This window comes from Serratia sp. ID 25-353, from assembly GCF_054792795.1.
The window spans coordinates 3,571,372-3,595,650 of sequence record NZ_CM139236.1 but is presented as its reverse complement, the minus strand read 5'-3'; the positions used below and the strand labels follow the sequence as shown (position 1 = coordinate 3,595,650).

Below are 24,279 nucleotides of genomic sequence, written 5' to 3'. Positions count from 1 at the left end.
CCCGGCGCCGCGATCGGCGCGTTCTGATGATGTCGCAGGGCGGACTAACCGTAGAACCTGAAAACCATGTCTCCTAGTGAATTTGCCCGCGAAGTCTCTAAAAGAAGAACTTTCGCCATCATCTCGCACCCCGATGCCGGTAAAACCACCATTACCGAAAAAGTGCTGCTGTTCGGACAGGCGATCCAGACCGCCGGTACGGTAAAAGGCCGCGGCTCCAGCCAGCACGCCAAATCCGACTGGATGGAAATGGAAAAGCAGCGTGGGATCTCGATCACCACCTCCGTGATGCAGTTCCCGTACCGCGACAGTCTGGTCAACCTGCTGGATACTCCGGGGCACGAAGACTTCTCCGAAGATACTTATCGTACGCTGACCGCCGTCGACTGCTGTCTGATGGTGATCGATGCCGCCAAGGGCGTTGAGGATCGTACCCGTAAGCTGATGGAAGTGACCCGTCTGCGCGATACGCCGATCCTGACCTTCATGAACAAACTGGACCGCGACATCCGCGATCCGATGGAAGTGATGGATGAAGTCGAGCGCGAACTGAAGATCGCCTGCTCGCCTATCACCTGGCCGATCGGCTGCGGCAAACTGTTCAAGGGCGTTTACCACCTGTACAAGGATGAAACCTACCTGTACCAGACCGGTAAAGGCCACACCATTCAGGAAGTGCGCATCGTCAAAGGCCTGAGCAACCCGGAGCTGGATGCGGCGGTAGGCGAAGATCTGGCGGCGCAGCTGCGCGATGAGCTGGAGCTGGTGCAGGGCGCTTCCCACGAGTTCGATCAGGAAGCTTTCCTGAGCGGTGAGCTGACCCCGGTATTCTTCGGTACCGCACTCGGTAACTTCGGCGTGGATCACATGCTGGACGGCCTGGTGGCCTGGGCGCCGGCACCGATGCCGCGCAAAACCGATACCCGCGAAGTGACGGCGGCGGAAGAGAAATTCACCGGCTTCGTGTTCAAGATCCAGGCCAACATGGATCCGAAACACCGTGACCGCGTGGCCTTTATGCGCGTGGTTTCCGGCCGCTACGAGAAGGGCATGAAGCTGCGCCAGGTGCGCACCGGCAAAGACGTGGTGATCTCCGACGCGCTGACCTTTATGGCCGGCGACCGTTCGCACGTGGAAGAAGCCTATCCGGGCGACATCATCGGCCTGCACAACCACGGCACCATTCAGATCGGCGATACCTTCACCCAGGGTGAAGACATGAAGTTCACCGGTATCCCGAACTTCGCGCCGGAACTGTTCCGCCGCATTCGCCTGCGCGATCCGCTGAAGCAGAAACAGCTGCTGAAGGGGCTGGTGCAGCTGTCCGAAGAGGGCGCGGTGCAGGTGTTCCGTCCGATCGCCAATAACGATCTGATCGTCGGCGCGGTCGGGGTGCTGCAGTTCGACGTGGTGGTGGCGCGTTTGAAGAGCGAGTACAACGTGGAAGCGCTGTATGAATCGGTCAACGTGTCGACGGCGCGCTGGGTCGAGTGCGACGACGTGAAGAAGTTCGAAGAGTTTAAGCGCAAGAACGAGCTCAACCTGGCGCTGGACGGTGGGGATAACCTGTCCTACATCGCGCCGACCATGGTGAACCTCAACCTGACGCAGGAACGCTATCCTGACGTGACCTTCCGCAAGACGCGCGAACACTGATTGCTCGGCAGGGCGCCCAGTGCGCCCTGCACGTTTCCTCCATCCTCACTGCGCTAATTAATAAACCTTCCTCATATTTTATCCTGCGAACCGCTATCGCCAGGCGATGTTCGTTCGGCCTGCGTTTTCCGTCTGATGGTCTATCTTTAACGAGATGTCCGCACATTGCTTGAGAGTAAATCACTGTAATACGTTATTTGTTTGGTGAGTTATTCTGATGTGTTGCCGATAGGAGACAGTCAGTGTCTTTAAATATCAATGAGATAGCTATATTTCAGTTTTGTGTAACTTAGCCTGTCGTCAATAGACGACAGTTTTTTGATTAAAAATCCGACTGAAATATTTTTCTCTTTGATAATTAAGGTATTTCTTGAGTTGGCACGGCTGTTGCAATATTCCTGTCGTGAACGCTTAATCGTATAGCGATGATGAAGTATTTACCGAGAAGGCCGCGTGAAGGTGGCCGCAGGGTTCCGGCGCTCTGGCGCTACGGGCCCCCAACAAAAGGAAGAGATCGATGAAAAAGACCAAATTTGCACACTCGCTGATGGCTGTCGTATTGGGTTCTGTTTTGGTAAGCGGCAGTGCGCTGGCCGAAGACAGTCTGCTCAACAAGGCGTCTAACGCCGCGGATAGTGCCGGTGCCAAAATCGATAGCTCCATGAAAAAAGTTGATGGTTACATGGATGACAGCGCGATAACGGCTAAAGTTAAAAGTGCGTTGGTGGAAGATAAGACCATCAAAAGCGCCGACATTTCGGTGAAGACCGAAAAAGGCACCGTGATCCTGAGCGGGTTCGTCGGCAGCCAGGCGCAGGCGGAGCATGCGGTCGCGGTCGCCGGTAAGGTGGAAGGCGTCAAGACCGTCAGCGACAAGCTGCACGTGAAAGATGAAGCCAACCAGTCGATCAAATCGTATGCCGGCGACACCGCCACCACCAGCGAGCTGAAAGCCAAGCTGTTGGCCGATGACATCGTGCCGTCGCGCAATGTGAAAGTGGAAACCACCGATGGCGTGGTGCAGCTGTCCGGTGAGGTGAAAACGCAGGCGCAGTCTGAACGTGCGGAAAGCATCGCCAAGGCCATCGACGGCGTGAAAAGCGTGAAAAACGACCTGGTGGTCAAGCAGTAACCCCGCCAGGCGCCCGTAACAAGCAACAACAAGCCACATCTGTCGGGCCGTGAAGGCGGCCCGGCATGTACCACCAAAAAAAGAAACTGATTTGCCGCCGACGTCCCGTTGTCGGGGCGGTAGGCAGCAGCGAATTTTTCACAATGGTAAGGAGAAGCTTATGTTTCGTTGGGGCATTATCTTTTTAGTTATCGCGCTTATCGCTGCGGCGTTAGGGTTCGGTTCGTTGGCGGGCACTGCTGCCTGGGCGGCTAAAATCGTGTTCGTCGTCGGTATCATCCTGTTCCTGGTCAGCCTGTTCACCGGCCGTCGGCGCCCTTAGCCGGCCGGCTTTTTCCTGCAAACTGTAACAAAGCTTAATTCCTTTTCTCACGTCGGGGAGGGCCGGCCATGAACAGCGACATCATCGTCGGGCGCTGGAAACAGCTGAAAGGCCAGGTATGGCAGGCATTGGCCGAATGGTCCGGCAGCGATTGCGCCTGGCTGGCCGGCAGTAATGATTTCCTCGCCGGTGTGCTGCAAGAGGATTACGGAAGAGAGCGAGACGCGGTATCCTCGGAGAAAACGTCTCACTGAGGATGCCAAGTTGGGATACAGAATACCCATCACGCTCGGCAATATAGAACCGCTGGCGTCTAAACCCTTTCGGCCAGGCAAGATGGCGCTGGTCTGCGAAGGCGGCGGCCAGCGCGGCATTTTCACCGCCGGCGTGCTGGACGAGTTTCAGCGCGCGGGCTTTAACCCTTTCGACCTGATGATCGGCACATCGGCCGGCGCCCAGAATCTGTCTGCCTATATCTGCGGGCAGATGGGCTACGCGCGCCGGGTGATCACCCGTTACACCACCTCGGCCCAATTCTTCAATCCGCTGCGCTTCGTGCGCGGCGGGCATCTGATCGATCTCGATTGGCTGGTTGATACGGCGGCGGCACAGATGCCGCTGGCGATGGACGTGGCGGAACAGCATCTTACCGACGGACGCGAGTTCCTGCTGTGTGCCTGTCGCAGCGACGATTTCGAACCGACCTATCTGCCGGCGCAGCGCGAACGCTGGCTGCCGGCCATCAAGGCGTCCAGCGCCATTCCCGGTTTTTATCGCCAGGGCGTGGAGCTGGACGGCATCAGCTACCAGGATGGCGGCATCAGCGATGCGATCCCGGTGGAAGAGGCCTATCGTCGCGGCGCCGACACCATCGTGGTGATCCGCACCGTACCTTCGCAGATGTACTACACCCCGCAGTGGATGAAGCGCATGGAGCACTGGCTGAGCGACAGCAGCCTGCAGCAGATGGTGCGCATCCTGCAGCATCACGAGCAAAGCTATCACCGCATCCAGCGCTTTATCGAGAAGCCGCCGGGCAAGCTGCGCATCTTCGAAATTTTTCCGCCGAAACCGCTGGCCAGCAATGCGCTGGGCAGCCGACTGGGGTCGCTCAATCAGGATTATCACCTGGGGCGCCGCTGCGGCCGTTACTTCCTGGCCACCGTCGGCCAGTGGATGGCGCAGCCGGAGCCGGACGGCATGAAAGTGAAAAAAGCGCTGTCGCGCCGCCTGATCCAGCCGGAGAACGTCAGAATGCCTTCGCCGATCGTGACCGATATCGTCATGCCGCCCGATCTGGCAGCGCAGCCGGAGGCCGCCGTGGCGGCACCGAAGATCATTCTGCCGGGCGATTTGCCGCCGGGTGAAGGGGGCGCGCTGTGAGTTACGCCTTTACCGATACCCACTGCCATTTCGATTTTCCGCCCTTTACCGGGCATGAGGCCGAGAGCCTGACGCGGGCGGCAAGCGCCGGCGTGCAGCGCATCATCGTCCCGACGGTCACCGCCGATCGCTTTGCCCGGGTGCTGCGGCTGGCGCAGGATCACGCACCGCTGTTCGCCGCGCTGGGGCTGCACCCGCTGTATATCGCGCAGCATCATGAGCCGCAGCTGGAACAGTTGGCGGCGCTGCTGGCCGAGCGGCCGCGCAAGCTGGTGGCGGTAGGGGAGATTGGGCTCGATCTGTATATGGACAACCCGCAGTTCGAGCGCCAGCACAGCGTGCTACTGGCCCAGTTGAAGCTGGCGAAACAGCATGACCTGCCGGTGATCCTGCATTCGCGCCGCACCCACGATCAGCTGGCTGCGGCGCTGCGGCGCATGCAGCTGCCGCGTCGCGGCGTGGTGCACGGCTTCGCCGGCAGCCTGTCGCAGGCGCAGGCGTTTATCCGCCTCGGCTATTACATCGGCGTGGGCGGCACCATCACCTATGAGCGGGCGCAGAAAACGCGCGGCGTGATGGTGCAGCTGCCGCTCGAGGCGCTGCTGTTGGAGACCGATGCGCCGGACATGCCGCTGGCCGGCTATCAGGGGCAGCCGAATCGCCCCGAACGCGCCGCCGAGGTGTTTCAGACGCTGTGCGAGCTGCGGCCGGAACCGGCCGATGAGATCGCCGCTCACCTGCAATGCAATACTCAGGCACTGTTTGCTATGCCGGATTGATGGGTTTATAACGTGACTTGTGTCACGTTATAAGATTTTCATTTGCGTCTCGTTGTATACATTTGTGACATAAATCGGTGCGAGGGTGACCTCGCTCAGTATAATCCCCCCCGAAACTCTCCAATAGCAAACCTCTCTTCATGAGCAGGGATGTATTTTATTTTTTGCAACAGGGAAACTTTGCATGCAACTCATCATGAGTCTGGTTGGCATGGCGGTGCTGATCGCCATTGCGGTGCTGCTCTCCAGCAACCGCCGGGCCATCAAACTGCGCACCGTCGTGTGGGCGTTCATCATTCAGGTCGGCATCGGCGCGCTGGTGCTGTACGTGCCGCTGGGCCGCAGCATTCTCGGCAGTATGTCTAACGGTGTGGCAAACGTTATCGCCTACGGCAATCAGGGCATTTCGTTCATTTTCGGCGGGCTGGTGTCCGACAAGATGTTCGAGGTGTTCGGCGGCGGCGGCTTCGTGTTCGCGCTGCGCGTTCTGCCGGTGATTGTGTTCTTCTCCTCGCTGATTGCGGTGTTGTACTACCTCGGCATCATGCAGTTGGTTATCCGCGTTCTGGGCGGCGGCCTGCACAAGCTGCTGGGCACCTCGCGCACCGAATCGCTGTCGGCGACCGCCAACATTTTCGTTGGCCAGACCGAAGCGCCGCTGGTGGTGCGCCCGTATATCGCCACCATGAGCCAGTCAGAACTGTTCGCCGTGATGTGCGGCGGCCTGGCCTCGGTAGCCGGTTCGGTGTTGGCGGGGTACGCCCAGATGGGGGTGCCGCTGGAATACCTGATCGCCGCGTCCTTCATGGCCGCGCCGGGCGGGCTGTTGTTCGCCAAGCTGATGGTGCCGGAAACCGAGCAGACCCACGATAAAGACGATGCGATGAAACTGATCGCCGAAGAAGAGCGTCCGGCCAACGTGATCGATGCGGCGGCTTCCGGCGCGGCTTCCGGCATGCAGCTGGCGCTGAACGTCGGTGCGATGCTGCTGGCGTTTATCGCGCTGATCGCCCTGCTTAACGGCATTCTCGGCGGCATCGGCGGTTGGTTCGATTATCCGCAGCTGTCGCTTGAACTGATCCTCGGCTGGGTGTTCTCGCCGATCGCCTTCCTGATCGGCGTGCCGTGGAGCGAGGCGATGACCGCCGGTTCGTTCATCGGCCAGAAGATCATCGTCAACGAGTTCGTCGCCTACATGAACTTCGGCGCCTATCTGCGTCCGGACGACGTGGTGGCGGCGGAAGGCCTGCAGGTGCTGTCGGCCCACACCAAGGCGATCATCTCCTTCGCGCTGTGCGGCTTCGCCAACCTCTCCTCGGTGGCGATCCTGCTGGGCGGTCTGGGCAGCATGGCGCCCAACCGTCGCCACGACATCGCGCGTTTCGGTCTGAAGGCCGTGGCGGCGGGCACGCTGTCCAACCTGATGAGCGCCACCATCGCCGGTTTCTTCCTGGCGCTGTAAGCCATCCCGGAGCCCGCGACGGCGCGACCGATCGCGGGACTCCGCCTATACTCTAAGCAACGCGGGTGCTTGCCGCACCCGCGATCTTCAGCCGCTTCTTTAGCGAATTTGTGAACGATATCGCGTTATTTTGTGATGCTCTTCACATATAATTCCGGTCTGTTACAGTGCTATTTCATATAGTGTGACGATGAACGCGAATCGCCCTCGGCATTCGTGTTCAAATAGCTATTACTGGCCGGCCGCAAGGCGGGTGGCCATGTGCGGTGAGAAGGATCTCAGTTGCCGCCGCGGGAACGCCGTTCCCCAGCGCTATCTTCATGGAACCAAGTCCGCTCGCCAACATCCAGGTACTCAGTTGGAGAGTTTTATGACCGAATTAACCGCAGCAGCGCAACGTGCGCTGAACCTGATGGATTTAACCACGCTGAATGATGATGACACCGACGAGAAAGTGATCGCCCTCTGTCGTCAGGCCAACAGCCCGGCCGGCCACACGGCGGCCATCTGTATCTACCCGCGTTTTATCCCGGTAGCACGCAAGGCGCTGCGCGAGCAAGGCACGCCGGACATCCGTATCGCCACCGTGACCAACTTCCCGCATGGCAACGACGATATCGACATCGCGCTGGCGGAAACCCGCGCGGCCATCGCCTATGGCGCGGATGAAGTGGATGTGGTGTTCCCTTACCGCGCGCTGATCGCCGGCAACGAGCAGGTCGGCTTCGAGCTGGTGAAACAGTGCAAGCAGGCTTGTCAGGCGGCCAACGTGCTGCTGAAAGTGATCATCGAAACCGGTGAGCTGAAGCAGGCCGACCTGATCCGCAAGGCGTCCGAGATCGCCATCAAGGCCGGGGCGGACTTTATCAAGACCTCCACCGGCAAGGTGCCGGTCAACGCCACGCTGGAAAGTGCCGAGCTGATGATGTCGGTGATCCGCGATCTGGGCGTGGCGAAGACGGTGGGCTTCAAGCCGGCCGGCGGCGTGCGCACCGCAGAAGACGCGCTGCATTATCTGCAACTTGCCGATCGTATTCTGGGCGAAGGCTGGGCCGACGCACGGCATTTCCGCTTTGGCGCTTCCAGCCTGCTGGCCAGCTTGCTGACCGCGCTGGGCCACCAGACCCAGACCGCCGGCGGCGGCTACTGATCGATTTCGTTGGCGGGCGCCAGGCGCGCCCGTCTACACCGATTCTCGGCGACACAGGGGGATGCCTTGTTCCTGGCTCAAGAAATTATTCGTAAGAAACGCGACGGCCAGCCGTTAAGCGAAGCGGAAATCCGCTTTTTCATCAACGGCATTCGCGACAACGTGGTGTCGGAAGGGCAGATCGCCGCGCTGGCGATGACCATTTACTTCCATGACATGAGCATGCCGGAGCGCGTGGCGCTCACCATGGCGATGCGCGATTCCGGCACCGTGCTGGATTGGAAGAGTCTGGCGCTGAATGGCCCGATCGTCGACAAGCATTCGACCGGCGGCGTGGGCGACGTGACCTCGCTGATGCTTGGCCCGATGGTGGCGGCCTGCGGCGGCTATGTGCCGATGATCTCCGGCCGTGGCCTGGGGCATACCGGCGGCACGCTGGACAAGCTGGAAGCCATTCCGGGCTTCAATATTTTCCCGGACGATAACGCCTTCCGCAAAATCATTCAGGACGTCGGCGTGGCGATCATCGGCCAGACCAGTTCGCTGGCGCCGGCGGACAAACGTTTCTACGCCACTCGCGACATTACCGCCACCGTGGATTCGATCCCGCTGATCACCGCCTCCATTCTGGCCAAGAAGCTGGCGGAAGGGCTGGATGCGCTGGTGATGGACGTGAAGGTCGGCTCCGGCGCCTTTATGCCGACCTATGCGCTGTCGCAAGACTTGGCGCAGGCGATCGTCGGCGTGGCCAACGGCGCGGGCTGCAAGACCACCGCGCTGCTGACCGACATGAACCAGGTGCTGGCCTCCAGCGCCGGCAACGCGGTGGAAGTGCGCGAAGCGGTGCGCTTCCTGACCGGCGAATACCGCAACCCGCGCCTGCTGGAAGTGACGCTGGCGCTGTGCGTGGAAATGCTGCTGTCCGGCGGCCTGGCGCAAGACGAGGCCGATGCGCGCGCCAAACTGCAGGCGGTGCTGGACAACGGCAAGGCGGCGGAGGTGTTTGGCCGCATGGTGGCGGCGCAGCAGGGGCCGATAGACTTCGTCGAACGCTACGATAGCTATCTGCCGGCGGCAACGCTGAGCAAGCCGGTGTATGCTGAAAAGTCGGGCATCATCAGCGCCATGGATACCCGCGCGCTGGGCATGGCGGTGGTGTCGCTGGGCGGCGGCCGTCGTCGGGCGAGCGACGCCATCGACTACAGCGTTGGCCTGACCGAGGTGGCGCGCCTGGGCGATAAAGTGGATGCCCAGCAGCCGCTGGCGATGATCCACGCCAACGATGAAGAGAGCTGGCAGCAGGCGGCCGATGCGGTGCGCAGCGCAATGACGCTGAGCGACAAGGCGCCGGAGGCGACGCCGGTGGTGTATAAGCGCATCACTCAAGCGTGATGACCCTCGTCTTTCAAGCCGTAGCGTTGTTGGCTGCACGCGTGCACCCCAGTCACTTATTTGAGTAAGCTCCTGGGGATACACGCGCTAGCCACCTAGCTACAACTTGAAATCCATTGGGTCTAAATTTAGAGAATAAGGGCGATTGCAGTCTTGCGGTCGCAATAGCGTGAGAACACGCAGGAGAGCACAGATGAAACGCACATTTATTATGGTATTGGACTCCTTCGGCATCGGCGCCAGCGAAGACGCCGAACGTTTTGGCGACCAGGGTTCCGACACCCTGGGCCACATCGCCGAGGTTTGCGCGCGCGGTGAGGCCAACGTGGGCCGCCAGGGGCCGCTGACGCTGCCTAACCTGAGCCGTCTGGGCCTCGGTAAAGCAGCGGAAGAATCCACCGGCAACTTCCCGCAGGGGCTGGATCGCAACGCCGACATCATCGGCGCTTACGCTTACGCCAGCGAGCTCTCTTCCGGTAAAGACACGCCGTCGGGCCACTGGGAAATCGCCGGCGTGCCGGTACTGTTCGACTGGGGGTACTTCAAGGACGAGCACAACAGCTTCCCGCAGGCGCTGCTGGATAAGCTGGTGGAGCGCGCCAAGCTGCCGGGTTATCTGGGCAACTGCCACTCATCCGGCACCGTGATCCTCGATCAGCTGGGCGAAGAGCACATGAAAACCGGCAAGCCGATTTTCTATACCTCCGCCGACTCGGTGTTCCAGATTGCCTGTCATGAAGAAACCTTCGGCCTGGATCGCCTGTACGAGCTGTGCGAAATCGCGCGTGAAGAGTTGACCGAAGGCGGGTACAACATCGGCCGCGTGATCGCGCGTCCGTTCGTCGGCGACAAGCCGGGCCACTTCCAGCGCACCGGCAACCGTCACGATCTGGCGGTAGAGCCGCCGGCGCCGACCGTGCTGAAAAAGCTGGTGGACGAGAAGGGCGGTGAAGTGGTGTCGATCGGTAAAATCGCCGACATCTACGCCAACGTCGGCATCACCAAGAAGGTGAAGGCGACCGGCATCGACGCGCTGTTCGACGCGACCCTGATCGAAATGGAAAAGGCCGGCGACAACACCATCGTGTTCACCAACTTCGTGGACTTTGACTCCTCCTATGGCCACCGCCGCGACGTGGCGGGCTACGCCGCTGCGCTGGAGCTGTTCGACCGCCGCCTGCCGGAGCTGCTGAAGCTGGTGAAAGACGAAGACATCATCATCTTCACCGCCGACCACGGTTGCGACCCGACCTGGCCGGGCACCGACCACACCCGCGAGCACATCCCGGTGCTGGTTTACGGCCCGAAAGTGAAGCCGGGCTCACTGGGCCACCGCGAGACCTTCGCCGACATCGGCCAGACCGTCGCCAATTACTTTGGCCTGTCGCCGATGGATTACGGTAAGACCCTGTTCTAAGCCCTGTCTTTCAAGCCGCAGCGTTGTTAGCTTCACGCGTGAACCCCAGTCACTTACTCAAGTAAGCTCCTGGGGATTCACCCGCTAGCTGCCTAGCTGCAACTCGAAATTCAAGGCTTAGATGTTTGACGTTTTTATTAAATAAGATTTCTAAAGGAAGAAAATTATGGCTACGCCGCACATTAATGCTGAGATGGGTGATTTCGCTGACGTAGTACTGATGCCGGGCGATCCGCTGCGTGCAAAATACATCGCCGAAACCTTCCTGGAAGGCGCGGTGGAAGTGAACAACGTGCGCGGCATGTTGGGCTTCACCGGCACCTACAAAGGCCGTCGCATCTCCGTAATGGGCCACGGTATGGGCATCCCGTCCTGCTCCATCTATGCGCGCGAGCTGATCGCCGAATTCGGCGTGAAGAAGATCATTCGCGTGGGCTCCTGCGGCGCGGTGCGTGACGATATCAAACTGCGTGACGTGGTGATCGGCATGGGCGCGTGCACCGACTCCAAGGTGAACCGTCTGCGCTTCAAGGACAACGACTACGCGGCGATCGCCGACTTCGACATGGTGCGCAATGCGGTCGACGCGGCGGCGGCGCAGGGCATCCCGGCGCGCGTGGGCAACATCTTCTCCGCCGATCTGTTCTACACGCCGGATCCGGACATGTTCCAGGTGATGAAGAAGTACGGCATCCTGGGCGTGGAAATGGAAGCGGCCGGCATCTACGGCGTGGCGGCGGAGCTGTACGAAGAGTTCGGCTGCAAGGCGCTGACCATTTGCACCGTGTCCGACCACATCCTGCGTCACGAGGCGACCACGGCGGCGGAACGCCAGACCACCTTTAACGAAATGATCGTTATCGCGCTGGAATCCGTACTGCTGGGCGACAAAGCGTAATACTCCGGCGGGCGTCATCATGGCGCCCGCCTGTCAATCTATTCATTCCGCTTGGCCAGTTTTGGCTAACGCTTTACCTTTCTGCCGTTTAACGCTATTACTTCCTCTATCAATCTATTCACCAATCTATTCATCTGATGATCACCGTTGAACAAGCTTTGCGTCATGGGCCAGCTACGGCTCGTCAACTGACAGAAGCGTTAGGCATCAGCCAGCCGACGCTATCGCGCCGTATCCGCGAACTGGCGGGCGCAGTATTGATCCTCGGTAAAGGTAAGGCGACGCGCTATGTATTGCGGCGCGGGATCGGCGGTGAGAGGCAGTTTCCGCTGTATCGGGTTGATGAACGGGGTAAGGCGCACCTGTTTGCCACACTTTACCCGCTGTATCCTGCCGATAACTGTGCGGTGTGCGATGAGCGCAGCGGAGAGTGGCAGCTTTATGACGGCATGCCATGGTATTTGAACGACCTGCGGCCGATTGGCTTTCTCGGGCGAGCCTGGGGAAAAGCAGCGGCGCGCGAGTTGAATTTGCCGGAGGATGTGCGGCGATGGGATGAAGGTCAACGCTTGTTGGCGCTCTGCCGTTATGGCGAGGACATAACCGGCGATCTGCTGCCTGGTGCCGACAGCTATCAGCGTTGGTTAATGCGGGATACTGCCGTCGCCATCACGGTGGAAGATAAAACCGAGCGTTACGCCGCATTGTCTGTCCAGGCGCTGGCCGGGGAACTGGTGGGCTCTTCCGCCGGTGGCGAGCAACCCAAATTTGCCGCTTATGCTGAGCTGGCGCCTGGGCGCCGCGCGCATGTGTTGGTGAAGTTCAGTCTGGCGCCGACGCATGTCATTGCACAGCGCTGGAGCGATTTGCTGATCGCCGAGTCGCTGGTGTTGCAGACGGTCGCCGCTGCGGGATTGCCTGCCGCATCGGCGCAAATCCTGTTCGGCGCCGACCGGCAATGCTTTTTAGAGGTAGAGCGCTTTGATCGCATCGGTGAAGAAGGGCGGGTAGCGATGGTGTCGCTGGAGGCGCTGGATGCCGAGTTCAGCGGCAGCGGCCACGCCAACTGGGTCGTGGCCGCCGAGCGGCTATTGCAGCAAGGGGTGATCAATCACTCAGTCTACCAACGGATTGCCCTGTATTGGGCCTTTGGCCGGTTGATCGCCAACAGCGATATGCACCAGGGCAACCTGTCGTTCTTGCGAATAACCCAGCGGCCGGTCATGTTGGCGCCTTTGTATGATATGTTGCCGATGGCTTTTGCCCCGGCAAGCAGCGGTAATCTGCGCCGCGACGCGGTGGAGATCCGTTTGAGCAACGAGGTGAGCGGCGCCGTCTGGCGGCAAGCGGAGCTATTGGCTCTCGAGTTCTGGCGGCGAACCGCGCAACATGACGACATCAGCGAGGCGTTCCGGGCGATTGCCGAGCAAATGTTGGTGCAACTGCAGAAGCTGCACGAGCGCATTCAGCGCCTGGCCTGAGTTACCCCTTCTTCGGCGCTTCCTGTTTTGTTTCCGGCGCATCCTCTTCGTCGTCTTCCACCGTATTGCCTTCTGCCAACGGCGTGTTGGCGGTCAACAGGTACGGCGACTGCTGCCAGCGGCTGCGGCGGTGTTGCAGCAGGGTGCGCGCCAGAATGATGCCGATCGCCAGCGCCAGCAGGATCATCAGGCGCAGCAGGTTGGTGGTGTTGTCCACCTGCTTGGATTCGGTCGCCAGCACGTGGGTGTCGAGGGTGATGCGGATAAAGCCGATTGGGCCGTCTTTGCCCTGAATGGATTCGACCAACTGGTGGTTGAAGTAGCTGCCGGCGCGTTTGCCGTCGAGCGACAGGCGATCGCGTATACTTATCTGCTCCCCGGCGTGGGAGACCAGCGTGCCGTCCAGCTGATACACGCTGACGTCGAGAATGCGGCTGTGATCGGTGAGCTGCTTGAGGATGGCGTCGATGCGCGGGGTGTTGCCGTCGTCGTCCAGCAGCGGCGCCAGGCTGTAGGCGACCTGTTTGGTCAGCGTCTGCGCCAACTCTTCAACCTGCTCGGATCGCGCCATTTGGTGACTCAGGCTAAAATAAGAGGCGCCCTGCATCAGCAGCACCAGCAAAGCCAGGCAAATCAGGATAATAGCGGTGCGGTGCAGGCGAAATTTCAGTTTAGCGCGAGCCATGCAGGTTCCTTGGGCATCGGGGACACTTTATGTTGCCAGAACCGCTGGCGATAGGATAGCTTGATGCGTCGTTTTATCATGCAGCGTTTTTGTCCATTCAGGAGTCAATGATGTCAAACAGTCTGACCTATTGCGATCTTCCGGCGGAGATCTCCCAATGGCCGGGTCTTCCCCTTTCGCTCAGCGGCGACGAAGTGATGCCGCTGGACTACCGGGCGGGCAATACCGGGTGGCTGTTATACGGCAGAAAGCTGGACAAGGCGCGCATTACGCAATTCCAACGCAAGCTGGGCGCGGCGATGGTGATCGTCACCGCCTGGGGCGTGGACGATTATCAGGTGGTGCGCCTGGCGGGCACGTTGACGCCGCGCGCCAAGCTGCTGGCGGCGGAGAGCGGGCTGGACGTGGCGCCGCTCGGCAAGATCCCGCACCTGCGCACGACGGGGCTGCTGGTGATGGACATGGATTCGACGGCGATCGAGATCGAGTGCATCGACGAGATCGCCAAGCTGGCGGGCGTCGGCGAGCAGGTGGCGGAAGTCACCGAACGCGCGATGCGCGGCGAGCTGGACTTTACCGCCAGCCTGCGCCAGCGCGTTGGTACGCTGAAAGGGGCCGACGCCAACATCCTCAAGCAGGTGCGCGACGAGCTGCCGCTGATGCCGGGGCTGACCAGCCTGGTGGGCAAGCTGCAGGCGATGGGCTGGCATGTGGCGATCGCCTCCGGCGGCTTCACCTACTACGCCGAATACCTGCGCAACCGGCTGCGGCTGGTGGCGGCAGCGGCCAATGAGCTGGAGATCCGCGACGGCAAGCTGACCGGCGAAGTGCTGGGGCCGGTGGTGGACGCACAGTTCAAAGCCGACACGCTGCTGCGGCTGGCAGAGAAGCTGGAGATCCCACTGGCGCAGACCGTGGCCATCGGCGACGGCGCCAACGATTTGAAAATGATGCAGGCGGCGGGGTTGGGCATCGCCTACCACGCCAAACCGAAAGTGTATGAAAAAGCGCAGGTGGCGATCCGGCATGCGGATCTGATGGGCGTGCTGTGTATTCTCACCGGCAGCCTGAAACACGAAGTGCGATAACGAAAGATTGAGGTAAGACGTGGCAAAAGCGGCAAAACGGGCATTTGTGTGCAATGAGTGCGGGGCGGACTATCCGCGTTGGCAGGGGCAGTGCAGCGCCTGTCATGCCTGGAACACCATCACGGAAGTGCGTTTGGCCGCGTCGCCCGCAGCGGCGCGCAACGATCGCCTCAGCGGCTATGCCGGTGACGCCGGCGTCAGCAAGGTACAGAAGCTGTCGGAAATCAGCCTTGAGGCGCTGCCGCGCTTCACCACCGGCTTTCTCGAGTTCGACCGCGTGCTGGGCGGCGGCGTGGTGCCCGGCAGCGCCATTCTGATCGGCGGTAACCCCGGCGCCGGCAAGAGCACCCTGTTGCTGCAGGTGCTGTGCAAACTGTCCGAACAGATGAAAACCCTGTACGTCACCGGCGAGGAGTCGCTGCAGCAGGTGGCGATGCGCGCTCACCGTCTGGGGCTGCCGACCGGCGGCCTGAACATGCTGTCGGAAACCAGCATCGAGCAGATCTGCCTGATCGCCGAGCAGGAGCAGCCAAAGCTGATGGTGATCGACTCGATTCAGGTGATGCACATGGCGGACATTCAGTCTTCGCCGGGCAGCGTGGCGCAGGTGCGGGAAACCGCCGCCTATCTGACGCGCTTCGCCAAGACGCGCGGCGTGGCGATCGTCATGGTCGGCCACGTCACCAAAGACGGCTCGCTGGCCGGGCCAAAAGTGCTGGAACACTGCATCGACTGTTCGGTACTGCTGGACGGCGACGCCGATTCCCGCTTCCGCACCCTGCGCAGCCACAAGAACCGCTTCGGCGCGGTCAACGAGCTGGGGGTGTTTGCCATGACCGAACAGGGGCTGCGCGAAGTCAGCAACCCTTCGGCAATCTTCCTCAGCCGCGGCGATGAAGTCACTTCCGGCAGCTCGGTGATGGTGGTGTGGGAAGGCACCCGGCCGCTGCTGGTGGAGATCCAGGCGCTGGTGGATCACTCGATGATGTCCAACCCGCGCCGCGTGGCGGTAGGCCTGGAGCAGAACCGGTTGGCGATCCTGCTGGCGGTGCTGCACCGCCACGGCGGGCTGCAGATGTCGGATCAGGACGTGTTCGTCAACGTGGTCGGCGGGGTGAAGGTCAGTGAAACCAGCGCCGATCTGGCGCTGCTGATGTCGCTGGTCTCGAGCCTGCGCGATCGGCCGCTGCCAAACGATCTGGTGGTGTTCGGCGAAGTGGGGCTGGCGGGAGAAATCCGTCCGGTGCCGAGCGGCCAGGAGCGCATCTCCGAAGCGGCCAAGCACGGCTTCAAGCGCGCCATCGTGCCGCACGGCAATATGCCGAAGAAGCCGCCGGCCAACATGCAGGTGTTCGGGGTCAAGAAGCTGGCGGACGCGCTCGACGTGCTGGAAGAGTTTTATTAATGTCGCCGACGGCGAGAAAGATATGCTATTTTGTTTAGCATACTAAACGGAGGTGGCCATGCCGCAATTTGATTACCTGAAGACGTCCATTAAGCAAAAGGGCTGTACTTTGCAGCAGGTGGCGGATGCCAGCGGCATGACCAAGGGCTATCTGAGCCAGCTGTTGAACGACAAGATCAAAAGTCCGAGCGCGCAAAAGCTCGAAGCGCTGCACCGTTTTCTCGGGCTGGAGTTCCCGCGTAAAGAGGTTAAAGTCGGCGTGGTGTTTGGTAAATTTTACCCGCTGCACACCGGCCACATCTACCTGATCCAGCGCGCCTGCAGCCAGGTGGACGAACTGCACGTTATCTTGTGCCACGACGAGCCGCGCGACCGCGAGCTGTTCGAGAACAGTTCGATGTCGCAACAGCCAACGGTCAGCGATCGCCTGCGCTGGCTGCTGCAGACCTTCAAGTACCAGAAAAACATCCATATCCACTCGTTCGACGAGCAGGGGATCGAGCCCTATCCGCACGGGTGGAACGTGTGGAGTGACGGCATGAAGGCCTTTATGGAACAGAAGGGCATCGTGCCGAGCTTCATCTATTCCAGCGAAGCGCAGGATGCGCCGCGCTACCGCGAGCATCTGGGCATCGAAACCATCTTGGTCGATCCCGAGCGTTCGTTCATGAACATCAGCGGCAATCAGATCCGCCAGGATCCGTTCCGCTATTGGGACTACATCCCGACCGAGGTGAAGCCGTTCTTCGTGCGCACCGTGGCGATCCTCGGCGGCGAGTCGAGCGGCAAGTCGACGCTGGTCAACAAGCTGGCCAACATCTTCAACACCACCAGCGCCTGGGAATATGGCCGCGATTACGTGTTTTCGCACCTGGGCGGCGACGAGATGGCACTGCAGTACTCCGACTACGACAAAATTGCCCTGGGGCAGGCGCAATACGTGGATTTCGCGGTCAAGTACGCCAACAAGGTGGCGTTTATCGATACCGATTTCGTCACCACCCAGGCGTTTTGCAAAAAGTACGAGGGGCGTGAGCATCCCTTCGTGCAGGCGCTGATCGACGAATACCGTTTCGATCTGGTGATCCTGCTGGAAAACAACACGCCGTGGGTGGCGGACGGCCTGCGCAGCCTCGGCAGCACCGCCGATCGCCTGGCGTTCCAGCACCTGCTGGAGGAGATGTTGCGCGCCAACAACATCGAGTATGTGCACGTTGAGTCCAGCGATTACGAAGAGCGTTTCCTGCGCTGCGTCGAGCTGGTGCAGCAGCTGCTGGCGGCGGACGCCGGCCGGTTGGCGAATGCGCCCGCCCATCGCCACGCCGCAGGCTGAGAAAATTAGCGGAATGTGCGGTCGCGGCGGCAGAAACGCCTCTCGGGCGCACATTTAACGGCTTGTTTAAACATGGTTCATTCGACAGCGACTAGGTTAAGATTTTCTTTACAATAACGCTTAGAAGAAGACATGTCTTATCGCTTACTCGCTCTCTGGTTAGTCTGCTATGCCGCAGCCTGGACGCTGCTGACTGTTCATCTCGATCCTACCCTGCCTTACGACGCCGTCGAGGCGCTCAACTGGGGCCTCAACGGTGAGTGGGGCTCACCGAAAAATCCTTGGCTGGTCGGTGCGGCGATGCAGCCGGCGATCTGGCTATCGTGGCTGCCGCTGAACCTGTACTGGTATGGCGGGCACTTTATCGCCATCGCCATCGGCATGTTGGGCGTCTGGCTATTGGCGCGCCGCCTAAGCGGCAGCACCTCGCTGGCCTGGATGGCGCTGCTGACGCTCAATCTGTCCGGCATCATCAATTTCGACATCATTCCCTACAACGATAACTACCTGTTGGTGATGCTGTGGCCGTGGATGGCGTTGTTTTTCCACCTGGCTATCTCGCGTTCGGCCAACTGGTGGCCGGTTTTCGCAGTGGTGGCCGGTCTGGCGATGATGGCGAAATACTCGACCTTCGCCTTCGTCTATTTCGCGGCGCTGTCGACGCTGTTCGTACCGCAGCTTCGCCGCTGCTATCGCCAGCCGCAGTTCTATCTGGCGGTGGCGATCTGGTTGGCGCTGGTGCTGCCGAACCTGTTCTGGCTGTGGAACCACGACTTCGCCGCCTTCAAGTGGGTGGATTCGCAGATCAAGATGCAGCTCAACCTCGATATGCTGCAGTCGCTGTTGCTGGTGTTCTATCCGTCGCTGGCACTGTGGGTGATCCTGCGGCGCAGCGGGGCGGTGCTGGCCTGGCCAGCGGCGTTGCCGATGCGGGTACTGCTGTGGGTCTACCTGTTGCCGCTCGGCATCATCACCTTCTGGTTCTCCTTCAACGTCGGCGGCCGGCTGACCGAATGGCTGCAGCCGTTCTTCATGCTGGCGCCTGCGCTGCTGGTCGGCTGCGTACGTCAGCCGCCAGTGCGTTCACTGCGTGCGGCGACCATTGGGCTGATGTGCGCGGCGCTGGCGGTCTATCTGGGGTATGCCGCGGTGATGCTGGGCAACGTGCGCAACGCCGGCCAGAAAATGGTGGGTATCAAGGCGTTCAGCGCCGGGGTGGAACGGCAGTGGCAGGAACGGTATGGCGTCAGCCTGCGCTACGTCGGCGGCGAATACCTGTCGCAGTGGATGACGGTGTACGCCGCTTCCCGGCCGCAGACCATTACGCGCTGGTCCAATCATACGCGACCGAATATTTACAACGTCAACATCAGCTATTCGCAGATTGCGCAGCACGGCGTCGCCCTGTTCGGGCGGTTGGGTGAAGACTGCGCGCACAGCGACTTCGGCGGTGAGTTGGCCCACTGGCCGAAACTGCGCCTCGATTGGCAGCAGACGCTGACGTTCCGCGCCGATCCGCATGCCGATGAGCAGACGCTGTGCGTCGGCTTCGTTCGTCCGCAGTAACGGCGGCGCAGGGCGCCGCCGCGATTCAGGCTTAGTAAGCGATAACCAGCTTGCCTTGCATATGGCCGCCGAGCAGCTGTTGATGCGCGGCGGTCAGCGTTTCTACCGTCAGCCCGTGCAGGGTTTCGCTCAGCGTGGTGCTCAGCTTGCCCTCGTCCAGCAACTGCGCCACCTGCTGCAGGATCTGGCCCTGCTGCGCGATGTCCGGGGTGGTGAACATGCTGCGGGTGAACATGAATTCCCAGTGCAGCGCGGCGCTTTTCAGCTTCAGCGCGTTTTGATCCAACGGCTGCGCGTTCTCGACGATGGTGCAGATATGGCCCAGCGGCGCGACCAGCTCGGCCATCGCCGGCCAGTGGCCGTCGGTATCGTTCAGGCACAGGATGTAATCCACCTGCTCGATGCCGTGCTGCGCCAGGTTGCCCTTCAGATCGCGGTAGTCCACCACCAGATCGGCGCCGCGTTCACGGCACCAGGCGGCGGATTCCGGCCGTGAGGCGGTGGCGATCACTTTCACCTTGCTGCGCAATGCGGCCAGCGGAATGGCCAGCGAGCCGACCCCGCCGGCGCCGCCGATGATCAGCAGCGTCTTGTTCTCCGGCGCATCCTGAATGTTCAGGTGTTCGAACAGCGCCTCCCAGGCGGTGAGGGCGGTGAGCGGCAGGGCGGCGGACTCGGCCCAGTTCAGGCTGCGCGGTTTGTGCGCGGCGATGCGTGAGTCGATCAACTGGTGGCTGCTGTTGCTGCCGGGGCGGGTGATGTCGCCGGCGTACCACACTTCATCGCCGGGCTTGAAGCCGCTGACGCTGCTGCCTACGCCCACCACGACGCCGCTGGCGTCCCAGCCGAGGATGCGCGGCTGCTGCAGACCGCTCTTTTGCAGACCCGCGTGTACTTTGGTATCCACCGGGTTAACCGACGCCGCTTTCACTTCCACCAGCAGATCGTACTGGCCGGGAACCGGCATTTCCGGTGAGATTTCGATGAAATCTGCGGGGTTCTGCGGGTCTACGGCAATGGCTTTTATCGACATGATTGTACTCCTTTCAAATGATGCCCCCAGTGTAGACCCGCGGCAGAGGGGTGATAAGATGGACAATATCTAACTGAGTGTTCGTTTAAGGTGAACAATGGAATTCAAACAGCTGCAGGATATGGCGCTGTTCGCGCTGGTGGCGGAGTGCGGCAGCTTTACCGCCGCCGCGCAGCGCGTCGGGCTGCCGAAATCCAGCGTCAGCCAGCGCATCAGCCAGCTCGAACAGACGCTGGGGCTGCGCTTGCTCAATCGCACCACGCGCCAGCTGAACCTGACCTTCGCCGGTGAGCGTTATCTGGAACATTGTCAGGCGATGATGTCTGCCGCTGAACGCGCCGATCTGGCGCTGCAGCGGCTGCGCGATAACCCGAGCGGCCGCCTGCGCATCTCGACGCCCGCCGGGCTGGGGGCGACCCTGGTGGCGCGGCTGGCGGCGGATTTTCAGCGCCAGTATCCGGACGTTTCGCTGGAGGTATCGGTGTCCGATGCCATGGTGGATCTGGTACAGGAAGGCTTCGACGCCGCGTTGCGCACCGGCAAACCGCAGGATTCTTCGCTGATCGGTCGCCGTCTCGGGTATGCGCCGCGCTATCTGTTGGCGGCGCCGTCCTATCTGGCGCAGCATCCGCCGATCGAACACCCGCAGCAGCTGCAGCAGCATCGCTGTATCGCTCACCGCGCCTGGACGGCCTGGAACCTGCGCTGCGGCGACGATTACTACCGTTGGCAACTGCCGCTGGCGCACACCACCGACAACCTGCTGTATGCGCGTGAATGCGCTATCGCCGGTGCGGGGATCACGCTGTTGCCGGCGTTTCTCAGCCGCGAGGTGGTGGCGCAGAAGCTGTTGGTGGAAGTCTTGCCGGCATGGCGCGCGGAGGGCAACGAACTGTATCTGGTCTACCCGAGCCGCAAGCTGAATTCCCCGGCGCTGGCCTGCTTCATCGATGTGGTGCTTCAGCACCCGGCGTTTGACGACTACGCGCGCGAGCTGGCGCGGGAGTGACGGCCGGGAGCGTCGCCTTCCCGGATCAGGCGGAGCACCTCGCCACCTGGACGATGCGCTTCCCTATATTCTCGCCCGCCAGCAGGCCGACCAGCGCAGCGGGCAACAGCTCAAAACCGGTGATCAGATCTTCGATGACCACTAATTTTTCCTCGGCGACCCAGGCCGTGAGCGCCGCCAGCCCCTGTTCTTGGCGGTGAAGGAAATCGGCTAACAGGAACCCCTGCATCGTCAAACTGTTGACGATGAGCAAACCCGGGATCCCGGCAGGTGCTGCCGGCGGGGAGGCCGTATCGTACTGCGATACCGCGCCGCAGCAAACGATGCGCCCCTGTTTTGCCATGTGCGGCAGGCTGGTCGCCAAAATATCGCCGCCGACGTTGTCGAACAGCACATCGATGCCGTTGGGGCATGAGCGGCTCAGGGTGTCATGCAGATTTTCCGCCTTATAATCTATCGCCGCGTCGAACCCCAGCCTGTCCGTCAGCAGTGCCGTTTTGGCGGCGCCGCCGGCAATGCCCACCGTGCGGCAGCCGTGAAGCCGGGCGATTTGTCCGGCGAACATGCCTACCGCCCCCGCAGCGGCGGATACGACGACGGTTTCACCGGCCTTGGGGCGTCCGCATTCCAGCAGGCCGAAGTAAGCGGTGAGTCCGGGCACGCCGTAAACGCTGAGCAAATGCGTATGCGGAACGATGTTCGGCTGTTTGAGCGCCTCCGCCGCCGGTAGGGCCGTGAAAGTTTGCCAGCCGGTTTCTGCCAACACTAAATCGCCGGCGGCCAGCAGGGGAGAGCGCGATTCGACAACTTCGGCCAGCGCGGTCGCGGCCATGATGTCTCCCACCTGCAATCCGGAACGATAGGTGACGCCCTGCATCCAGGCTCTGCTGGCCGCATCCAGTGGTACGTACAGCGTGCGCAACAGAACCTCTTCAGAGCCGGGGATCGGCATGGGTGCCTCACGAGTCTGAAAACAATCGACGGTCAGTTTTCCTTGAGGGAGTTTGACGAGGATGATTTGGCGATTCTGCATTGGTGGGCTCCTGTTTAAATCTTGCCGAAGGCATCGACACCGGTGAGTTGTGCCGACAGTTTCCACAGGCGTTGGGCCTGTTCAGGATCGACGGCGTAGCTTTTTACGCCGCTGAATGAAAAGCCCTCGTTATCGTTACGCCGGGCGACATCGCAATCTTCGCAATACAATCCGCCAAGGCCATTGAGTTGAGGTGATGTCGCCGCCCAAACCTGGGTTGCCGCTCCTTGTTGCGGGGTCTTCAGCATTTCCGGGTGGGCGGGTTTGCCGTTGGCGTCGATCCAGTCCAATGCGAACATCTCTTCCTGCGAGAGATAGCGCTGCAGTGGCGTTGGGATCATGCCGGGATGCAGCGAGAAGGCGCGCACGCCTGCGTTTTTCCCCAGCTTGTCAAGCTGCAGGGCGAAGAGCGCGTTAGCGGTTTTCGATTGGCCATAGGCGAGCCACTTGTCATAGCCGCTGTGAAACTGGACGTCATTCCAGCGTATGGCGCTGGCATGGTGACCGGAAGATGAGATGACGACAACGCGGGCGCCGCCCGCCAATGCCGGCCAGAGGTGGTTCACCAGCGCGTAATGCCCCAGGTGGTTGATCGCGAATTGTGCCTCCCAGCCTGGGCCGATACGGGTTTCAGGGCAGGCCATGATGCCGGCGCCGCAGATCAACATATCGAGGTGGGCGCCGGTCGCCAGAAGTTGTTGCGTGAACTTTCTGATGTTGCTCTGATCGGCCAAATCAAGCTCATAAATGTCGACGTTGCTGATACCGGCGATGGCCAGACGAGTGCGGGCGATGACGGGATCGCGGGCGGCGACGATCACCTGTGCTCCCGCCTGCGTCAATGCGCGAGTCGTTTCCAATCCCAGGCCGGAATGACCGCCGGTTACCAGCGCCGTCATGCCGGCCAGTTGACGATCTTTGAGTACGTCGGCGGCGGTGGTGGTGGCGTTAAAGCTGGAATTGAGGGGCACTTGTCGGTTCATTGGACGTTCCTCGCTGCGGTTGGCTGTGACACTGGGAGTGTAAGTCGGTGCTATCAGCGGCTGAATGCAACAAAAACCTAATTTCTGTCGCCATCGTCCTAACGCCTTTGGCTGGAGCATCGCACGGGCTATGCTCTTGAAAGGACCTTAGGGGGAGAGGGTATGGATCCTTTATCGGAAGTGCTGGCACCATTGAACAGCCAAAATGCATTTTTCGGCGGCCTGAAGGCCGGCGGCGACTGGGCCGTTCATTTTCCCGCTCCGCAAGGCGGGAAGTTCAACGCGGTGGTGCGTGGCGGCTGTTGGTTGGCGGCGGAAGGGCTGGCTGAACCGCTGTGGCTGGCGGCCGGCGACTGTTTACTGCTGACTCGTAGCCTGCCGCTGACCGTCGGCAGTGACTTGTCACTGCCGGCGCTCGACGCAGACGCGCTTTATCTGCAGGCGAAAAACGGCATGGCGAGCTGCGGCGAGGGGGAAACGTGCCTGTTTATCGGTGGTCGTTTTAGCTTTGGCCAGGAAGTGGAGCGGTTGTTTGGCAGCCTGCCCGCGCTGATGGTGATCCGCGGGGGGACGGAAGAGGCGGCCGTGCTGCAATGGGCGCTGCAACGGCTGGCGGATGAGCTGGTTAGGCCTTCACCGGGCAGTACGTTGATGACGCATCATCTGGGGCAAATCATGTTGACCCAGGCGCTGCGGATATACCTGATGGGGGAGGAGAGCGCGGCGTCGGGTTGGCTGCCCGCCTTGTTCGATCCGCGCATCGGCGCCGCGATGCAGGCAGTGCACGCCGATCCCGCCCGGCGCTGGACGGTGGCGTCGCTGGCCGCCGCTGCTAGCGTTTCTCGCTCGACGCTGGCGTTGCGCTTCAAGCAGAAGGCCGGTATGGCTCCGCTGGAGTATGTGTCGCGATGGCGCATGCTGCTGGCGACGCGGGCTTTGCGTACCGGCAGCGAACCGGTGTCCACCATCGCGCAGCGTTTGGGATACGATTCAGACAGCGCGTTCAGCCACGCCTTTAAGCGCATGATGGCATGCTCGCCGCGCGACTATCGCCGGACACGGGAATAAAAAA

22 protein-coding genes are annotated in these 24,279 nt (G+C 61.0%); 18 read left to right on the top strand and 4 right to left on the bottom strand.

Annotation, left to right across the window (positions count from 1 at the left end; translation table 11 throughout):
- Positions 1–66: 66 nt before the first annotated feature.
- The 12 genes from prfC to yjjJ all read left to right on the top strand — a co-directional run bounded on the left by prfC (position 67) and on the right by yjjJ (position 13,072).
- Positions 67–1,656 carry a peptide chain release factor 3 gene (prfC, locus tag ACYF6X_RS17350; RefSeq protein ID WP_063991474.1) on the top strand — a complete coding sequence of 530 codons (1,590 nt, stop codon included), beginning with the start codon at positions 67–69 and terminating at the stop codon, positions 1,654–1,656.
- Positions 1,657–2,173: 517 nt separating this feature from the next.
- The gene (gene osmY, locus ACYF6X_RS17345; RefSeq protein ID WP_063991473.1) at positions 2,174–2,788 is read left to right on the top strand and encodes a molecular chaperone OsmY; all 615 of its coding nucleotides are present in this window, start codon (positions 2,174–2,176) and stop codon (positions 2,786–2,788) included.
- Positions 2,789–2,948: 160 nt separating this feature from the next.
- On the top strand, positions 2,949–3,110 hold the full coding sequence (locus tag ACYF6X_RS17340) for a DUF1328 domain-containing protein (RefSeq protein ID WP_004857650.1): 162 nt from the start codon (positions 2,949–2,951) through the stop codon (positions 3,108–3,110).
- A gap of 68 nt (positions 3,111–3,178) precedes the next feature.
- Positions 3,179–3,364 carry a CsbD family protein gene (locus ACYF6X_RS17335; protein ID WP_063991472.1) on the top strand — a complete coding sequence of 62 codons (186 nt, stop codon included), beginning with the start codon at positions 3,179–3,181 and terminating at the stop codon, positions 3,362–3,364.
- A gap of 10 nt (positions 3,365–3,374) precedes the next feature.
- Positions 3,375–4,493 (top strand): patatin-like phospholipase family protein, encoded by a 1,119-nt coding sequence (locus ACYF6X_RS17330; RefSeq protein WP_063991471.1) that lies wholly within the window; start codon positions 3,375–3,377, stop codon positions 4,491–4,493.
- A complete protein-coding gene (locus tag ACYF6X_RS17325; RefSeq protein ID WP_063991470.1) occupies positions 4,490–5,272 on the top strand; it encodes a TatD family hydrolase in 783 nt (260 codons plus the stop codon). The genes ACYF6X_RS17330 and ACYF6X_RS17325 overlap by 4 nt, the downstream gene beginning before the upstream one ends.
- Positions 5,273–5,456: 184 nt before the next feature.
- Positions 5,457–6,734: a NupC/NupG family nucleoside CNT transporter gene (locus ACYF6X_RS17320; protein ID WP_063991469.1), complete on the top strand. Its 1,278-nt coding sequence runs from the start codon at positions 5,457–5,459 to the stop codon at positions 6,732–6,734.
- A gap of 370 nt (positions 6,735–7,104) precedes the next feature.
- Complete coding sequence (gene deoC, locus ACYF6X_RS17315; protein WP_004933072.1) at positions 7,105–7,884, top strand: deoxyribose-phosphate aldolase; 780 nt, start codon at positions 7,105–7,107, stop codon at positions 7,882–7,884.
- A gap of 66 nt (positions 7,885–7,950) precedes the next feature.
- Positions 7,951–9,276, top strand: a complete 1,326-nt coding sequence (gene deoA, locus ACYF6X_RS17310; protein ID WP_063991467.1) for a thymidine phosphorylase — start codon at positions 7,951–7,953, stop codon at positions 9,274–9,276.
- A 193-nt stretch (positions 9,277–9,469) separates the two neighbouring features.
- Positions 9,470–10,693 (top strand): phosphopentomutase, encoded by a 1,224-nt coding sequence (gene deoB, locus ACYF6X_RS17305; protein ID WP_063991466.1) that lies wholly within the window; start codon positions 9,470–9,472, stop codon positions 10,691–10,693.
- A gap of 166 nt (positions 10,694–10,859) precedes the next feature.
- On the top strand, positions 10,860–11,591 hold the full coding sequence (gene deoD, locus ACYF6X_RS17300) for a purine-nucleoside phosphorylase (RefSeq protein WP_004933059.1): 732 nt from the start codon (positions 10,860–10,862) through the stop codon (positions 11,589–11,591).
- Positions 11,592–11,728: 137 nt separating this feature from the next.
- On the top strand, positions 11,729–13,072 hold the full coding sequence (gene yjjJ / locus ACYF6X_RS17295) for a type II toxin-antitoxin system HipA family toxin YjjJ (protein ID WP_130017866.1): 1,344 nt from the start codon (positions 11,729–11,731) through the stop codon (positions 13,070–13,072).
- Between the two features lies 1 nt (position 13,073).
- Here the strand turns inward: yjjJ and ACYF6X_RS17290 are convergent, their stop codons facing one another.
- Positions 13,074–13,757 carry a YtjB family periplasmic protein gene (locus ACYF6X_RS17290; RefSeq protein WP_038878506.1) on the bottom strand — a complete coding sequence of 228 codons (684 nt, stop codon included), beginning with the start codon at positions 13,755–13,757 and terminating at the stop codon, positions 13,074–13,076.
- 110 nt (positions 13,758–13,867) lie between these two features.
- On the opposite strand from ACYF6X_RS17290, the gene serB reads away from it, so the two are divergent.
- The 4 genes from serB (at position 13,868) to ACYF6X_RS17270 (ending at position 19,149) form a co-directional block, all read left to right on the top strand.
- Complete coding sequence (serB, locus tag ACYF6X_RS17285) at positions 13,868–14,845, top strand: phosphoserine phosphatase (protein WP_130017867.1); 978 nt, start codon at positions 13,868–13,870, stop codon at positions 14,843–14,845.
- A 19-nt stretch (positions 14,846–14,864) separates the two neighbouring features.
- Positions 14,865–16,250 carry a DNA repair protein RadA gene (radA, locus tag ACYF6X_RS17280; protein WP_025159617.1) on the top strand — a complete coding sequence of 462 codons (1,386 nt, stop codon included), beginning with the start codon at positions 14,865–14,867 and terminating at the stop codon, positions 16,248–16,250.
- A gap of 58 nt (positions 16,251–16,308) precedes the next feature.
- Entirely contained in the window at positions 16,309–17,583 is a 1,275-nt protein-coding gene (gene nadR / locus ACYF6X_RS17275) for a multifunctional transcriptional regulator/nicotinamide-nucleotide adenylyltransferase/ribosylnicotinamide kinase NadR (protein ID WP_063991463.1), read from the top strand.
- Between the two features lie 132 nt (positions 17,584–17,715).
- A complete protein-coding gene (locus ACYF6X_RS17270; RefSeq protein ID WP_063991462.1) occupies positions 17,716–19,149 on the top strand; it encodes a glycosyltransferase family 39 protein in 1,434 nt (477 codons plus the stop codon).
- Positions 19,150–19,180: 31 nt separating this feature from the next.
- Here ACYF6X_RS17270 and ACYF6X_RS17265 read toward each other — a convergent pair whose 3' ends face one another.
- Complete coding sequence (locus ACYF6X_RS17265; RefSeq protein ID WP_130017868.1) at positions 19,181–20,182, bottom strand: zinc-binding alcohol dehydrogenase family protein; 1,002 nt, start codon at positions 20,180–20,182, stop codon at positions 19,181–19,183.
- A gap of 97 nt (positions 20,183–20,279) precedes the next feature.
- Here ACYF6X_RS17265 and ACYF6X_RS17260 point away from each other — a divergent pair, with 97 nt between their 5' ends.
- Complete coding sequence (locus tag ACYF6X_RS17260; protein WP_038878520.1) at positions 20,280–21,191, top strand: LysR family transcriptional regulator; 912 nt, start codon at positions 20,280–20,282, stop codon at positions 21,189–21,191.
- A 25-nt stretch (positions 21,192–21,216) separates the two neighbouring features.
- Here ACYF6X_RS17260 and ACYF6X_RS17255 read toward each other — a convergent pair whose 3' ends face one another.
- Together ACYF6X_RS17255 and ACYF6X_RS17250 are read right to left on the bottom strand one after the other, a co-directional pair.
- Positions 21,217–22,224, bottom strand: coding sequence for an NADP-dependent oxidoreductase (locus ACYF6X_RS17255; RefSeq protein WP_130017869.1), 1,008 nt, complete (start codon positions 22,222–22,224; stop codon positions 21,217–21,219).
- A 14-nt stretch (positions 22,225–22,238) separates the two neighbouring features.
- On the bottom strand, positions 22,239–23,207 hold the full coding sequence (locus ACYF6X_RS17250; RefSeq protein ID WP_130017870.1) for an SDR family NAD(P)-dependent oxidoreductase: 969 nt from the start codon (positions 23,205–23,207) through the stop codon (positions 22,239–22,241).
- A 162-nt stretch (positions 23,208–23,369) separates the two neighbouring features.
- Here ACYF6X_RS17250 and ACYF6X_RS17245 point away from each other — a divergent pair, with 162 nt between their 5' ends.
- On the top strand, positions 23,370–24,275 hold the full coding sequence (locus ACYF6X_RS17245) for an AraC family transcriptional regulator (RefSeq protein ID WP_107226732.1): 906 nt from the start codon (positions 23,370–23,372) through the stop codon (positions 24,273–24,275).
- The last annotated feature ends 4 nt before the right edge of the window (positions 24,276–24,279 follow it).

What these genes read in the sequence shown, in the direction of transcription:
- ACYF6X_RS17290 (WP_038878506.1), bottom strand. Translation starts at nt 13,757, where the DNA reads ATGGCTCGCGCTAAACTGAAATTTCGCCTGCACCGCACCGCTATTATC.
- ACYF6X_RS17260 (WP_038878520.1), top strand. Translation starts at nt 20,280, where the DNA reads ATGGAATTCAAACAGCTGCAGGATATGGCGCTGTTCGCGCTGGTGGCG.
- ACYF6X_RS17270 (WP_063991462.1), top strand. Translation starts at nt 17,716, where the DNA reads ATGTCTTATCGCTTACTCGCTCTCTGGTTAGTCTGCTATGCCGCAGCC.
- deoB (WP_063991466.1), top strand. Translation starts at nt 9,470, where the DNA reads ATGAAACGCACATTTATTATGGTATTGGACTCCTTCGGCATCGGCGCC.
- ACYF6X_RS17250 (WP_130017870.1), bottom strand. Translation starts at nt 23,207, where the DNA reads ATGAACCGACAAGTGCCCCTCAATTCCAGCTTTAACGCCACCACCACC.
- ACYF6X_RS17255 (WP_130017869.1), bottom strand. Translation starts at nt 22,224, where the DNA reads ATGCAGAATCGCCAAATCATCCTCGTCAAACTCCCTCAAGGAAAACTG.
- ACYF6X_RS17245 (WP_107226732.1), top strand. Translation starts at nt 23,370, where the DNA reads ATGGATCCTTTATCGGAAGTGCTGGCACCATTGAACAGCCAAAATGCA.
- ACYF6X_RS17320 (WP_063991469.1), top strand. Translation starts at nt 5,457, where the DNA reads ATGCAACTCATCATGAGTCTGGTTGGCATGGCGGTGCTGATCGCCATT.
- yjjJ (WP_130017866.1), top strand. Translation starts at nt 11,729, where the DNA reads ATGATCACCGTTGAACAAGCTTTGCGTCATGGGCCAGCTACGGCTCGT.
- osmY (WP_063991473.1), top strand. Translation starts at nt 2,174, where the DNA reads ATGAAAAAGACCAAATTTGCACACTCGCTGATGGCTGTCGTATTGGGT.
- deoD (WP_004933059.1), top strand. Translation starts at nt 10,860, where the DNA reads ATGGCTACGCCGCACATTAATGCTGAGATGGGTGATTTCGCTGACGTA.
- serB (WP_130017867.1), top strand. Translation starts at nt 13,868, where the DNA reads ATGTCAAACAGTCTGACCTATTGCGATCTTCCGGCGGAGATCTCCCAA.
- prfC (WP_063991474.1), top strand. Translation starts at nt 67, where the DNA reads ATGTCTCCTAGTGAATTTGCCCGCGAAGTCTCTAAAAGAAGAACTTTC.
- ACYF6X_RS17340 (WP_004857650.1), top strand. Translation starts at nt 2,949, where the DNA reads ATGTTTCGTTGGGGCATTATCTTTTTAGTTATCGCGCTTATCGCTGCG.
- ACYF6X_RS17265 (WP_130017868.1), bottom strand. Translation starts at nt 20,182, where the DNA reads ATGTCGATAAAAGCCATTGCCGTAGACCCGCAGAACCCCGCAGATTTC.
- ACYF6X_RS17335 (WP_063991472.1), top strand. Translation starts at nt 3,179, where the DNA reads ATGAACAGCGACATCATCGTCGGGCGCTGGAAACAGCTGAAAGGCCAG.
- deoC (WP_004933072.1), top strand. Translation starts at nt 7,105, where the DNA reads ATGACCGAATTAACCGCAGCAGCGCAACGTGCGCTGAACCTGATGGAT.
- nadR (WP_063991463.1), top strand. Translation starts at nt 16,309, where the DNA reads ATGCCGCAATTTGATTACCTGAAGACGTCCATTAAGCAAAAGGGCTGT.